The organism is Streptomyces sp. NPDC046859 (assembly GCF_040645135.1).
Lineage (GTDB): Bacteria > Actinomycetota > Actinomycetes > Streptomycetales > Streptomycetaceae > Streptomyces.
In genome coordinates this window covers 1-13,625 of record NZ_JBEYXR010000003.1, presented here as the reverse complement: position 1 = coordinate 13,625, position 13,625 = coordinate 1, and the positions used below count along the sequence as shown (strand labels likewise).

At 72.3% G+C, this 13,625-nt stretch carries 12 protein-coding genes; 10 read left to right on the top strand and 2 right to left on the bottom strand.

The annotated features are described in order from the left end of the window. The first annotated feature begins 254 nt into the window (after nucleotides 1–254). The 7 genes from ABZ899_RS04520 (at nucleotide 255) to ABZ899_RS04490 (ending at nucleotide 8,041) form a co-directional block, all read left to right on the top strand. Nucleotides 255–683: a DUF3499 domain-containing protein gene (locus tag ABZ899_RS04520; RefSeq protein ID WP_079033994.1), complete on the top strand. Its 429-nt coding sequence runs from the start codon at nucleotides 255–257 to the stop codon at nucleotides 681–683. Nucleotides 684–899: 216 nt separating this feature from the next. Next, nucleotides 900–2,516: an L-lactate permease gene (locus tag ABZ899_RS04515; RefSeq protein WP_361340609.1), complete on the top strand. Its 1,617-nt coding sequence runs from the start codon at nucleotides 900–902 to the stop codon at nucleotides 2,514–2,516. Nucleotides 2,517–2,630: 114 nt separating this feature from the next. Next, complete coding sequence (locus ABZ899_RS04510) at nucleotides 2,631–3,995, top strand: phosphomannomutase/phosphoglucomutase (protein ID WP_361340606.1); 1,365 nt, start codon at nucleotides 2,631–2,633, stop codon at nucleotides 3,993–3,995. A 134-nt stretch (nucleotides 3,996–4,129) separates the two neighbouring features. Next, entirely contained in the window at nucleotides 4,130–4,300 is a 171-nt protein-coding gene (locus ABZ899_RS04505; protein ID WP_078883827.1) for a Trm112 family protein, read from the top strand. Between the two features lie 130 nt (nucleotides 4,301–4,430). Continuing rightward, a complete protein-coding gene (locus ABZ899_RS04500; RefSeq protein WP_361340603.1) occupies nucleotides 4,431–5,558 on the top strand; it encodes an SIS domain-containing protein in 1,128 nt (375 codons plus the stop codon). Nucleotides 5,559–5,747: 189 nt separating this feature from the next. Then, nucleotides 5,748–6,899 carry a mannose-6-phosphate isomerase, class I gene (gene manA / locus ABZ899_RS04495; RefSeq protein ID WP_361340601.1) on the top strand — a complete coding sequence of 384 codons (1,152 nt, stop codon included), beginning with the start codon at nucleotides 5,748–5,750 and terminating at the stop codon, nucleotides 6,897–6,899. A 161-nt stretch (nucleotides 6,900–7,060) separates the two neighbouring features. Further along, nucleotides 7,061–8,041 (top strand): cation diffusion facilitator family transporter, encoded by a 981-nt coding sequence (locus ABZ899_RS04490; RefSeq protein WP_361340599.1) that lies wholly within the window; start codon nucleotides 7,061–7,063, stop codon nucleotides 8,039–8,041. Nucleotides 8,042–8,191: 150 nt separating this feature from the next. Here the strand turns inward: ABZ899_RS04490 and ABZ899_RS04485 are convergent, their stop codons facing one another. After that, the gene (locus ABZ899_RS04485) at nucleotides 8,192–8,380 is read right to left on the bottom strand and encodes a hypothetical protein (protein WP_361341588.1); all 189 of its coding nucleotides are present in this window, start codon (nucleotides 8,378–8,380) and stop codon (nucleotides 8,192–8,194) included. Nucleotides 8,381–8,906: 526 nt separating this feature from the next. Between ABZ899_RS04485 and ahcY the strand changes: the two genes are divergently transcribed. Next, nucleotides 8,907–10,364 carry an adenosylhomocysteinase gene (gene ahcY, locus ABZ899_RS04480; protein WP_361340596.1) on the top strand — a complete coding sequence of 486 codons (1,458 nt, stop codon included), beginning with the start codon at nucleotides 8,907–8,909 and terminating at the stop codon, nucleotides 10,362–10,364. A 189-nt stretch (nucleotides 10,365–10,553) separates the two neighbouring features. Further along, nucleotides 10,554–11,168, top strand: a complete 615-nt coding sequence (locus tag ABZ899_RS04475; protein ID WP_361340593.1) for a hypothetical protein — start codon at nucleotides 10,554–10,556, stop codon at nucleotides 11,166–11,168. Between the two features lie 11 nt (nucleotides 11,169–11,179). Here the strand turns inward: ABZ899_RS04475 and ABZ899_RS04470 are convergent, their stop codons facing one another. Next, nucleotides 11,180–12,106 carry an RDD family protein gene (locus ABZ899_RS04470; protein WP_361340591.1) on the bottom strand — a complete coding sequence of 309 codons (927 nt, stop codon included), beginning with the start codon at nucleotides 12,104–12,106 and terminating at the stop codon, nucleotides 11,180–11,182. Nucleotides 12,107–12,235: 129 nt separating this feature from the next. Between ABZ899_RS04470 and ABZ899_RS04465 the strand changes: the two genes are divergently transcribed. Then, entirely contained in the window at nucleotides 12,236–13,243 is a 1,008-nt protein-coding gene (locus tag ABZ899_RS04465) for a stage II sporulation protein M (RefSeq protein ID WP_361340588.1), read from the top strand. The last annotated feature ends 382 nt before the right edge of the window (nucleotides 13,244–13,625 follow it).

Genomic DNA, 13,625 nt, shown 5'->3' with positions numbered 1-13,625 from the left:
GATGTCCGGGTGCGGGCCGGGGCGGTGTGCACCGGGCCGTACGGCATGTCGGCAGATGACCATTCCAGCCAAGCTTCGGCTCGTTTCCGTATCTCCCCGAGACCGGTGACGTCGTGGTGATTGACAGGGTTTGTGGTAAGTGGTGACCGCTTCCGGTCGGAACCGGGTTCGGGGCGCTTCCTGTCTCCGCAGGTCACAGAGGTGGGGTGAATGGGGCGTGTGGGGTGTTTCACGCCACGACACGGTGGGGTGACCTGGGGGAGAGTCGTCGCGGCCCGCTCAAGAGTGCGGTACCGTCCAACGTCGTGAGCCCTGTACGTCGCTGTTCGCGCACCGCTTGCGGCCGTCCCGCCGTAGCGACGCTGACGTACGTCTACGCCGACTCGACCGCGGTTCTCGGCCCGCTCGCCACCTACGCCGAACCCCACTGCTACGACCTGTGCGCCGAGCACTCCGAGCGCCTGACCGCCCCGCGCGGGTGGGAGGTCGTACGGCTGCTGGACGGTTCCGCTCCGGCCCGCCCGAGCGGGGACGACCTGGAAGCGCTCGCCAACGCCGTGCGCGAGGCCGCCCGTCCGCAGGAGCGCGCCGCCGGGGCCGGCGGTGGCGGAGGGCGCGGAGCCGACCCGATGGAAGTCGCGCGGCGAGGTCACCTGCGCGTGCTGCGGTCGCCCGACAACTGACGTCCCGGCAACTGACACCCGGTCCTCCGGCCGCCCCCCTTCTCGCGTTCCCCGTGTTCTCGGTTGCTCTCCCTGTTCACCGTGTTGCCCCCTGTTTCCCGCGATCTCTTCGCCGCGAGTGCTGCACGCCCATTGACGCCAGCTTGTCGCGGACACGACCATTCCTAGGCCGGGACGAGAAATCGCTTTCCGCATGGCGGAATCCGGGGAGGCGCCGTGTACGTGCAGGAACTCGAGCCCGTCGGGGGCTCCCTCGGTCTGTCCGCCCTGGTGGCGGCCCTGCCGCTGATGATCGTCCTCGTCCTGCTGGGCGCGGTCCGCATGAAGGCGCACCTGGCCGGGCTCCTGGGCCTCCTGAGCGCCGCCCTGGTCGCCTGGCTCGCCTACGGCATGCCGCTCGGCCAGACGCTCTTCAGCGCCGCCCAGGGAGCCGTCTTCGGTCTCTTCCCCATCCTGTGGATCGTCGTCAACGCCCTGTGGGTGTACCGGATGACGGTCCGCACCCGGCACTTCGACATCCTGCGGCGGTCGTTCGGCCGGCTCTCGGACGACCCGCGCATCCAGGCGCTCGTCGTCGCCTTCTGCTTCGGCGCCCTGCTGGAGGCCCTCGCCGGGTTCGGGGCCCCCGTCGCCATCTGCTCGGTCATGCTCGTGGCCCTCGGCTTCGATCCGGTGCGGGCGGCGGTCGTCGCACTCGTCGCCAACACCGCGCCCGTGGCCTTCGGCGCGATGGGCACCCCCGTGGTCACGCTGGCCCAGGTGACCGGGCTGCCGCTGAACGACGTCGCGTCCGTGGTGGGCCGTCAGACCCCGCTGCTGGCCCTCGTGGTGCCGCTCCTGCTGGTCGGCCTGGTGGACGGCAGGCGCGGCCTGCGCGAGACCTGGGTGCCCGCGCTGGTGTGCGGAGTCGCCTTCGCCGTGGCCCAGTTCGCCGCCGCCAACTACGTCTCCGCGCAACTCGCCGACATCGGCGCCGCCCTGGTGGGCGCCGGCGCCCTGGTCGCCGTACCGCACGCGCGTGTGCCCGCCACGGAGGCCGTACGCGCGTCCGCGCTCACCGGGACGCGCAGCGAGGAACTGGACGAGGACGACCCGCGCGCGGAGATCGTCCGCGCCTACGCCCCCTACGCGCTGATCGTGGTGATCTTCTCCGTCGCGCAGATACCGCCGGTCAAGGACTGGCTGGCCCGTGCGACCCAGACCTTCGACTGGCCCTTCCTCGACGTCGCCGACGCCACAGGCACCCCGGTCGGCGCCAACGTGTTCAGCTGGCCGATCGTCTCCACCGGCGGCACGCTCGTGCTGCTCGCCGGTGTCTGCACGGCGGCCGTGCTCGGCGTGCACGCGCGCGTGGCCGTCAAGGAGTGGCTGGCGACCGTGCACGAGCTGCGGTACGCCATCCTGACCGTCACGTCCGTGCTGGCCCTCGCCTACGTCATGAACCTCTCCGGACAGGCCGCCACCATCGGCCACTTCGTCGCCGCGGCCGGCGCCGGACTCGCCTTCCTGTCACCGGTGCTGGGCTGGTTCGGCGTGGCCGTCTCCGGCTCCGACACCTCCGCCAACGCCCTGTTCGGCGCCCTGCAGGTCACCGCGGCCCGCCAGTCGGGACTGTCGCCGGACCTGCTGGCCGCCGCGAACAGTTCGGGCGGCGTGCTCGGCAAGATGATCTCGCCGCAGAACCTCACCATCGCGTGCGCGGCCGTCGGTCTGGCGGGCCGTGAGGGCGACCTGCTGCGCAAGGTCCTGCCATGGAGCCTGGGGCTGCTGCTGGTGATGTGTCTGATCGTGGTCGGCCAGAGTTCACCGGTGCTCGGCTGGATGCTGCCCTGACCCCCTCGGCGACCGCCGGGTTACGGCTGTGGGTCCACTCGGGACCGGCACACCGCGCTGTCGGTGCGGACGGGTAGTTTGGGGTCCCGGTGAGGACTTTCAGGAGGGGTGCCCATGGCTGCTGATCTGTCGCAGATCGTGAAGGCGTACGACGTGCGCGGAGTGGTCCCGGACCAGTGGGACGAGCCGCTGGCCGAGCTGTTCGGCGCGGCCTTCGCGCAGGTGACCGGCGCGAGCGCGATCGTGACCGGCCACGACATGCGGCCCTCGTCCCCCGGCCTGTCCGCCGCCTTCGCGCGCGGAGCGGCCCGGCGGGGCGTGGACGTCACCGAGATCGGCCTGTGCTCCACGGACCAGCTGTACTACGCCTCGGGCGCGCTGGACCTGCCCGGCGCCATGTTCACGGCTTCGCACAACCCCGCGCGGTACAACGGCATCAAGATGTGCCGTGCCGGAGCCGCCCCCGTCGGCCAGGACACCGGCCTCGCCGACATCCGCGCCCTGGTGGAGGAGTGGACCGTCTCGGGCGCCCCCGCCCCGGCCGCCACGACCGGCGCCGTCACGCGCCGCGACACCCTGGACGACTACGCGGCGCACCTGCGCTCCCTCGTCGACCTCACCGCGATCCGGCCCCTGAAGGTCGTCGTCGACGCGGGCAACGGCATGGGCGGCCACACCGTGCCGACCGTCCTCGCGGGCCTCCCGCTGGACGTCGTCCCGATGTACTTCGAGCTGGACGGCACCTTCCCGAACCACGAGGCGAACCCGCTGGACCCGGCGAACATCGTGGACCTGCAGCAGCGGGTCCGCGAGGAGGGCGCCGACCTCGGCATCGCCTTCGACGGCGACGCCGACCGCTGCTTCGTCGTCGACGAGCGCGGCGAGCCCGTCCCGCCGTCCGCCGTCACCGCCCTCGTGGCCGCCCGTGAACTCGCCCGGTACGGCGGGCAGGGCACGGTCATCCACAACCTGATCACCTCGTGGTCCGTCCCCGAGGTCGTCCGGGAGCACGGCGGCACCCCCGTCCGCACCCGCGTCGGGCACTCCTTCATCAAGGCCGAGATGGCGAAGTCCGGCGCGATCTTCGGCGGCGAGCACTCCGCGCACTACTACTTCAAGGACTTCTGGAACGCCGACACCGGCATGCTGGCCGCCCTCCACGTCCTCGCGGCGCTCGGCGGCCAGGACGGCACCCTGTCCCAACTGGTCGCCCGGTACGACCGCTACGCCGGCTCCGGCGAGATCAACTCCACCGTCGCCGACCAGGCGGACCGCCTCGCCGCGATCCGGGCCGCCTACGAGGGACAGGACGGCGTGACCCTGGACGACCTCGACGGCCTCACGGTGACGTCCGCCGACTGGTGGTTCAACGTCCGCCCGTCCAACACCGAGCCCCTCCTGCGGCTCAACGCCGAGGCCCGCGACGAGGCCACGATGGCGAAGGTGCGGGACGAGGCGCTGGCCATCATCAGAGCCTGAGCCGCCGCACGCGGGGCGGCCCCGGCCGCCCCGCAGGGGAGCGCCCGCGAGCCGCCCCCACCGGCGGTACGCTGACCAGGCACATCCGCACACGCCCACGCACCACCGACACCCGCCCCCAGAAGGGACCCGCCATGCCGCTGGAAGCCGGCCTCCTGGAGATCCTCGCCTGCCCGGCCTGCCACGCCCCCCTCGAGGAGCAGGACACCGAGCTGGTCTGCACCGGACAGGACTGCGGTCTGGCGTACCCCGTCCGCGACGGCATCCCCGTCCTCCTCGTCGACGAGGCCCGCCGCCCCGCGTAAGCACCCCACGGCCGGGGCCCGCCGGGCCCGCGGCCGACGCCGGCCCGGCCGGCACCGCACGAAGCACCCGCACCGACGCACCGGCACGACAGAGCCGCCAGACGACCCGGCGATCGGAGGCCTTCCGCCCATGCTCGACGAATCGCTGCTCGACGCGCCGGAAGCGCTCGCGGAGGCCGACCGCCGTGCCCTGCTGCGCGGCGCGGCCGAGGCGGGCGCCCGCGTCCGCACCGCCGCCCGGCACGCCACCGAGGCAGGCGTCCACGACCTCAAGCCCGACGGCCGCCCCCGCGCCATCCTGATCGCGGGACCCGGCGCCGCCGCCATCTGCGTCGCCGACCTCCTCGGCACGCTCGCCGGCGCCACCAGCCCCGTCACCCGCCTCGCGCCGACCGGCGTCGCCCCCGCGGGCGGCGCCCTGCGCTGGGAGCTGCCGGGCTGGGCCGGCTCCGTCGACCTGCTGCTGATCGCCACCCCCGACGGCAGCGAACCGGGCCTGTCGCTGCTGGCCGAGCAGGCCTACCGCCGCGGCTGCACCGTCGTCGCCGTGTCCCCCGCCGGCTCCCCGCTCGCCGAGGCCGTGCCGAACAGCCACGGCCTGTTCGTGCCGATGGCGACCGCACCCTACGAGCTGGACACCCCGCTCGCCGCCTCCGCGCCCGGCGTGCTGTGGGCGCTGCTGACCCCCCTCCTCGCGCTGCTCGACCGGACCGGGATCCTCGCGGCCCCGCCCGACGTCGTGGAGAAGGTCGCCGACCGCCTCGACCACATCGCCGAGCGCTGCGGCCCCGCCGTCGCGACGTACAGCAACCCGGCCAAGACGCTCGCCGTCGAACTCGCCGACGCACTGCCGCTGGTGTGGACGGAAGGCGTGTCCGCCGGCCCGGCCGGCCGCCGGTTCGCCGCCGCGCTCGCCGAGCTCTCCGGCCACCCCTCCCTCGTCGCCGAGCTGCCCGAGGCCCTGTCCGCGCACAGCGCCCTGCTCGCAGGCCGGCTCGCGGCGAGCGCCGATCCCGACGACTTCTTCCGGGACCGCGTCGAGGAGCCCGCGGCCCTGCACGCGCGCGTCGTGCTCCTGCGCGATCGGCCGATCGGCGGCCTCACCGCCGCGCCCGCCGCCCGCGACCTGGCCCTCAGCCACGACACCCCGATCAGCGAGCTCGAACCGGAACCCGGCGACGAGCTGGAGACCCTCGCGGAACTGATCGCCGTCACGGATTTCGCCGCCGTCTACCTGGCGCTCGCCTCGGGCGCCTAGACCTGTCCCGGGGCGCACCGGGCGGCGGCCGTACGCGCGCGAACCCGTCACGAACGCACCCCGTCCGGCGGGTGCTTCGTGGCCCACCGCGCACGACCCGTGCTCCGGCGCACAAGACCCACGTTCCACCGAAGAAGACCCGCGCTCGTACGCGCCGGCACGCACGCACAGAGAGCAGGCAGAACCCGCATGGACCGCCTCGACAACACCGTCCGCCCCTACGCCTGGGGTTCCACCACCGCCCTGCCGAAGCTCCTCGGCGTCGAGCCGACCGGTGAACCGCAGGCGGAGATGTGGATGGGCGCCCACCCCGGCGCGCCCTCGCGCACGGCCCGCGGCACCCTCGTCGAGGTCATCGAGGCCGACCCCGAGCGGGAACTGGGCGCGGCGACCGTCGCCAAGTTCGGCCCCCGCCTGCCCTTCCTCCTCAAACTCCTCGCCGCCGGCGCCCCTCTCTCCCTCCAGGTCCACCCCGACCTCGCCCAGGCGAAGCAGGGGTACGAGGACGAGGAGCGCCGCGGCATTCCCGTGGACGCGGGCCACCGCAACTACAAGGACGCCAACCACAAGCCCGAACTGATCTGCGCGCTCACCGAGTTCGACGGCCTGTGCGGCTTCCGAGACCCCCTCCAGGCGGCCGGCCTGCTGGACGCCCTCGGCGTCGACTCCCTCAAGCCGTACGTCGACCTGCTGCACGCGCGCCCCGAGGAGGCGGCCCTGCGCGAGGTGCTGACCGCCGTCCTCACCGCCGACCGCGACGCCATGGCCCACACCGTCGCCGAGGCCGCGGCCGCCTGCACCCGCCTCGGCGGCGAGCACGCCCCGTACGCCGGCATCGCCCACCACTACCCCGGCGACCCCGGCGTCATCGCCGCCCTGCTCCTCAACCACGTCCGGCTGCAGCCCGGCGAGGCCCTGTTCCTCGGCGCCGGCATCCCGCACGCCTACCTGAACGGCCTCGGCGTGGAGATCATGGCCAACTCCGACAACGTCCTGCGCTGCGGCCTCACCCCCAAGCACGTCGACGTCCCCGAACTCCTGCGCATCGTCCGCTTCGAGGCGGGCGACCCCGGAGTGCTGCGCCCGGAGGCCGCACCGGACGGCGAGGAGGTCTACGAGACCCCGATCGACGAGTTCCGGCTCTCCCGGTACGTCCTCCCGGAGGGGACCGTCGCCCACGACCTCACCCGTGCGACCCCGCAGATCCTGCTCTGCACGTCGGGTTCCGTCCGTGCCGGGGAACACGACCTGACGCCGGGCCGGTCGGTCTTCGTCCCGGCGGGCGAAAAGGCCGAAGTGTCCGGTGCCGGCATGGTGTTCCGGGCCACGGTCGTCGCCTGAGCGAGGTATCCGGCGGCCCGGCGGGCCAGGGTCCGGCCGGACTGCGACAATGGCCCACCGGCAAAGGCCGGGCAAAGCCGACCGAGGGCAGCGCGCTCTCGCCGGCGACGCCCGGACGACGTAGGTACGAAGGCTCCGAAGGCGAAGGGACAACGCGACACATGAGCGCGTCAGGCGGTACCAAGGCGATCGTGGCGGCACTCGCCGCCAACCTCGCGATCGCTGCATCGAAGTTCGTGGCGTTCGCGTTCAGCGGCTCGTCGTCGATGCTCGCCGAAGGCGTGCACTCGCTCGCCGACTCCGGCAACCAGGCCCTGCTGCTGGTCGGCGGCAAGAAGGCCCAGCGCGAGGCGACCCCGCAACACCCCTTCGGCTACGGCCGCGAGCGCTACATCTACGCCTTCCTCGTCTCGATCATCCTGTTCTCGGTCGGCGGCATGTTCGCCCTCTACGAGGGCTACGAGAAGATCAAGCACCCCCACGAGATCGACCACTGGTACTGGCCGGTCGGCGTCCTCGTCTTCGCGATCATCGCCGAGGCCTTCTCCTTCCGGACGGCCATCAAGGAGTCCAACGTCACCCGTGGCGGGAAGTCCTGGAAGGAGTTCATCCGCCACGCCAAGGCGCCCGAGCTGCCCGTCGTCCTGCTGGAGGACTTCGGCGCGCTGGTCGGCCTGGTCCTCGCCCTGGGCGGCGTCAGCCTCGCCCTGCTCACCGGTGACGGCGTCTGGGACGGTGTCGGCACCATCTGCATCGGCGTCCTGCTCGTCCTGATCGCGGTCGTCCTGGCCATCGAGACCAAGTCGCTGCTGCTCGGCGAGTCCGCCGGCGCCGAGGAGACGAAGCGGATCGAGGCCGCCATCGTCGACGGCGACACCGTCACCGGCATCATCCACATGCGCACGCTCCACCTCGGCCCCGAGGAACTCCTCGTGGGCGCCAAGATCGCCGTCCAGCACGACGACACGGCCCGCGAGGTCGCCGCCGCGATCAACGCCGCCGAGGCCCGCATCCGCGAGGCCGTCCCGATCGCCCGCGTCATCTACCTCGAACCCGACATCTACAGCGAGGCCGAGGCGACCAAGGGCGCCGACCCCGAGGCGACCCCGGGCGGTCCCGCCCCGCACGACACCGCCCACTGACACCAGCTCACCCCGAGGGGCCCGCCGGACTTTTTCCGGCGGGCCCCTCGGCACGTGGTCCCCGCGAGGGCCGGCCCACCACGCACAGCACCTCCACGACGGCCACCTCGTCCGGCGCGGCCGGCAGCCGCTCCCGGAACCCGGCGTCCGTCATCCTCCGCGACGGCATCGCCAGGACGCGCAGACGCTCTCCCGCCCCTGCCCGGAGTACAGGCGCCTGCGGAGCAGCGTGGCCAGGCCCCGGCCCAGCGGCATCACCGGGATCGCGGCCGCGCACATGCCCACCCGCTTGCCCGTGAACCGGCTCAGGTCCACGTCCTCGTCGGCGGCGACGATCACGCCGTCCGCCTGGGCACGCGATCACGGCGAGCAACCTCACACGCCGCTCGCCCCCGCCGCCCGTGGGGGAGGGCCGCCTGGACTGGTCACGTCGATCTCCTCACGCCACCGTTCCGCGCGCACACCGTCCCGGGCGCCACGCGGACCGATCAGGGGTCCCGATCTGCGGGGCACCCGCATCACCGCGCGCCGGACTCAAAGAGGCGGCGACCCCTCGTCGCAGTCCCGCCCCCAGCCCCCGCGCGGCCTTCCCCCGCTGTGCGCAGCAGCACAGGGGATGGCCCGAACCGTTCGGAGGCGGGCTGGGGGTCGCGGGGCATCCCGGTGTAGCTTGGAACGGAGCCAGACGTCGCTGCTGATGGCGGTCGGGCGGTCCCACCGCGGACCGGCCGAGGGAGAGAGGGCCTCCGACGACTGCGCTGCGCGCATGCGGGCATGCCTGTGCCCTCTTCGGGGCACCCCGGTGTCCGCCGCCGCGCAGAACAGCCGTACCCACCCTCGCCCCGATACCGAGGAGCAGCTCGTAATGACGACTGTCGACAACCGACAGGACTTCAAGGTCGCCGACCTCTCCCTGGCCGAGTTCGGCCGCAAGGAGATCACCCTCGCCGAGCACGAGATGCCCGGCCTGATGGCGATCCGCAAGGAGTACGCCGAGGCGCAGCCGCTGGCCGGCGCCCGCATCACCGGCTCGCTGCACATGACCGTGCAGACGGCCGTCCTGATCGAGACCCTGGCCGCGCTCGGCGCCCAGGTGCGCTGGGCCTCCTGCAACATCTTCTCCACCCAGGACCACGCCGCCGCCGCGATCGCCGTCGGCCCGAACGGCACGCCGGAGAACCCGCAGGGCATCCCGGTCTTCGCCTGGAAGGGCGAGACGCTGGAGGAGTACTGGTGGTGCACCGAGCAGGCGCTGACCTGGCCGGACAGCCCCACCGGCGGCCCGAACATGATCCTGGACGACGGCGGTGACGCCACCCTCCTCGTCCACAAGGGCGTCGAGTACGAGAAGGACGGCAAGGTCCCGGACGTCGACACCGCCGAGTCCGACGAGCACCGCGTCATCCTCCAGCTGCTCCACCGCACCCTGGGCGAGAACCCCCAGAAGTGGACCCACCTGGCGTCCGAGATCCGCGGTGTCACCGAGGAGACCACGACCGGCGTCCACCGCCTGTACGAGATGCAGCGCGACGGCACCCTCCTGTTCCCGGCGATCAACGTCAACGACGCCGTCACCAAGTCGAAGTTCGACAACAAGTACGGCTGCCGCCACTCGCTCATCGACGGCATCAACCGCGCCACCGACGTCCTGATCGGCGGCAAGACCGCCGTCGTCTGCGGCTACGGCGACGTGGGCAAGGGCTGCGCCGAGTCCCTGCGCGGCCAGGGCGCCCGCGTGATCGTCACCGAGATCGACCCCATCTGCGCGCTGCAGGCGGCGATGGACGGCTACCAGGTCACGACCCTCGACGAGGTCGTCGACAAGGCCGACATCTTCGTCACCACGACCGGCAACAAGGACATCATCATGGCCTCGGACATGGCCAAGATGAAGCACCAGGCGATCGTGGGCAACATCGGCCACTTCGACAACGAGATCGACATGGCCGGCCTCGCCAAGGTCCCCGGCATCGTCAAGGACGAGGTCAAGCCGCAGGTCCACACCTGGACCTTCCCGGACGGCAAGGTGATCATCGTGCTGTCGGAGGGCCGCCTGCTGAACCTGGGCAACGCCACCGGCCACCCGTCCTTCGTGATGTCCAACTCGTTCGCGGACCAGACCCTGGCCCAGATCGAGCTGTTCACCAAGCCCGACGAGTACCCGACCGGCGTCTACACGCTGCCCAAGCACCTGGACGAGAAGGTCGCCCGTCTCCACCTGGACGCGCTCGGCGTGAAGCTGACCAAGCTGCGCCCCGAGCAGGCCGCCTACATCGGTGTCGAGGTCGACGGCCCCTTCAAGCCGGACCACTACCGCTACTGAGGCGAGCGCTCCACTCCCTCGGCAGCAGCCAATCCACCGAGGCAGGCCCCCGCACCCCCGTGCCGGGGGCCTGCCCCTTTGGCCCGTACGTCCCCTCGCGCGCACGGGCCTCGGCCCGCGCGGCCGGACCAGCCCGTCACGACCGGACCGCTCGCGAGACCGGACCGCCCGTCAAGCCTCAGGATCCCGATGCCCCGCGGCCGCTATTCGCTCCTCGATCCGCACGATCACACCCCCCTCGCCCAAGAACACTTCCAGTGCGCCCCCGGCCCCTCCGGCTGGCGCTACGTCGCCCGGCGCACCACCCCCGCCGGTCACGACAGCGGCTCCGTCGACCTCACCCTCGACGCGCTCGGCCGCCCCATCCGCCTGGAGCTCCACGCCGGGGACTGGCAGGTCCGCGGCGCCGCCCTCGACGGCGTCACCTGGGTCCGCACGGACCCCACGGGGACCGAGGCCACCGAGGGCAACGTGCCCGCCCACGCCTTCACCGGGACATCCCCCGCGTTCCTCGTCGCCACCGCCCGTCTGCTGCGCCTCACCCCTTCCGCATCCGCGACCCGCGTACGCCTCGTGGCCCTCACGGACCCGGTCCTCGCCCCCCGCACCGTGGACCAGTCCTGGGCGCTGGTGAACAGAGAAACACACGCCACTGACAACGGCCCCCTGACCGTGGACGAGTACGAGGTCACCGCCTTGGACACGGGCGAACGGCACGCCGTGCACATCGCCGGCGACGTGGTCCTCGCGGCCCCCGGCATCGAACTGGAGGACCTCGACTCCCCGCCGTCGACGTTCAGTTGACCGAGGCCGGACTAGGCGGGCGGAACGAACCCGGTGGACGGCCGCGTGCCGGACCGGTCCCCGGCGGGCGGGTCCTGCGACACCGGGGGATAGGGCTCCGAGGGCTCCGGGCGGTACTGCGCCGCCTGCTGGGGCGCGGCCGCCGGCGTCCCGCTGGGGGCGACACTCGGGCGGTCGCCCGCCGATGGTGCCGCGGCGAAGGCGCGGCGGGCCTCCCGCGTCTGCCGCTCGTGCAGCACGGCGGCGAGGTAGGCGGCGGGCGGGACACCCGGCGGCACCGGCGCGCCCGTGCGGGCCGCCACCTCCGTCGCGAGCCGCTGCGCCACGCTCCACCCGACCTGCGGATCGAGGGTCTGCATGCGCGTGAGGTACTGCCGGACGGAGAGCCACAGCCCATCCGGCACGGCCGACAGATCGAGTGCCGAGAACCGCCCCGCCAGCCACGGCGGAGGCGGCGGAACAAACCCCGTCCGCGCCGCCGGCACCCGTTCCCGTACGACGAGCGTGCCGGCGAAGACGTCACCGAGCCGCCGCCCGCGCGCGGAGACGAGCGACGCGACGACGGCGACCACGCCGAGCGTCAGCAGGATCTCGATGACACCGATGAGACCCCGCACCAGGGCGTGCCGGAACCGGATCGGCCCCCCGTCGTCCCGCACCACCCGCAACCCGCAGGCCAGCTTCCCGAGCGAGCGCCCATGGCTGAGTGTCTCGACCGCGATCGGCCCGCCGACCAGCAGCAACACGAACAGCGCGACCGACAGCGCAGCCTGCGCCGCCTCGTCCAGTGACGCCGTCGCGGCCACCACACCGATCGTCACGACGATGTACGCGACCACGGCCACCGCCAGATCCAGCAGCACGGCCAGGGCCCTGCTGGGCAGCTTCGCGGGGCGCAGCTCCAGCGCCACCGCCTCGCCCGTCACCAGCTCGCTCACGCCGACCGTCCTTCCCTGACCTGCTCCTTGAGCGGCCAGTCTGCCAAGCTGAGGGCGCGTCGCGCCGCAGTACGACAAGCTGACGTCCACCAGGAACCGCCGACGAACAGCCGGGGAGCAGGAAAGCAGATGGACCTCGACGTCTTCGTCACCGCCCACCGGGCGGAGTGGGAGCGCCTCGACACCCTGCTGGGCCGGCAACGCCGCCTCACAGGTGCCGAGGCCGACGAACTCGTCGTCCTCTACCAGCGTGCGGCCACCCATCTGTCCCTGATCCAGTCCAGCGCCCCGGACCCCCAGCTGACGGGCCGCCTCAGCCAGCTCGTGGCCCGCGCGCGCAGCGCCGTCACCGGCACCCGCCGCGCGTCGTGGCGCGACGTCACCCGCTTCTTCGCGCACAGCTTCCCGGCCGCGGTCTACCGCTGCCGCCACTGGTGGGTACCGACCGCGCTCCTGTCCACGCTGGTGGCGGTCCTCCTGGGGTGGTGGATCGGAACCCACCCCGAAGTGCAGGCCACCATCGCGGCCCCCAGCCAGCTCCGGGACCTGACCCGCCCCGGCGGCCAGTACGAGACGTACTACTCCAGCCATCCGGCGGCGTCGTTCGCCGCCCAGGTCTGGACGAACAACGCGTGGGCGGCAGCGCTCTGCCTGATCCTCGGCGTCTTCCTCGGCCTGCCCGTGCTCTGGATCCTCTTCCAGAACATGCTCAACCTCGGCGTCGGCATCGGCCTGATGTCGTCGGCAGGACGCCTGGACACCTTCCTCGGCCTGATCCTCCCGCACGGTCTGCTGGAACTCACGGCGGTCTTCGTCGCCGCCGGCACCGGCCTCCGCCTCGGCTGGACCCTGATCGACCCGGGCCCCCGCACCCGGCGCTCCGCCCTGGCGGAGGAAGGCCGCGCGGCCATCGGGATGGCGATAGGCCTCGCGCTGGTCCTTTTCGTGTCCGGCGCCATCGAAGGGTTCGTCACCCCCTCGGGGCTGCCCACCTGGGCACGCATCAGCATCGGCGTCCTCGCCGAGCTGGCCTTCCTCGTCTACGTCTATGTCGTCGGCGGCCGTGCCGCGCGTGAGGGCGATACGGGTGATGTCGAGCAGGCCGAGCGCAGCGCGACCGTGCCGACCGCCGCGTGATGTGCGTACGGGCCCGATGAGCTGCTAGTCTCCTCTTCGCCCCGCGAGAGCCGTTGACACGACGCGAGCGGGGAGGTAGATTCGAACAGTTGCCTGGAGGCGGACCCAGTCCGATCCGGGTAGGTGAGAACCTAGCTGCTTCGGTGGAACATCGATTCCCGAGAAGCCTCTCCCGATAAATCGGAAAAAAGCGGCCGGTCAGTCTGGCCCAAGACTTCTGATAAAGTCGGAACCGCCGGAAAGGGAAACGCGGAAGCGGGAACCTGGAAAGCACCGAGGAAATCGGATCGGAAAGATCTGATAGAGTCGGAAACGCAAGACCGAAGGGAAGCGCCCGGAGGAAAGCCCGAGAGGGTGAGTACAAAGGAAGCGTCCGTTCCTT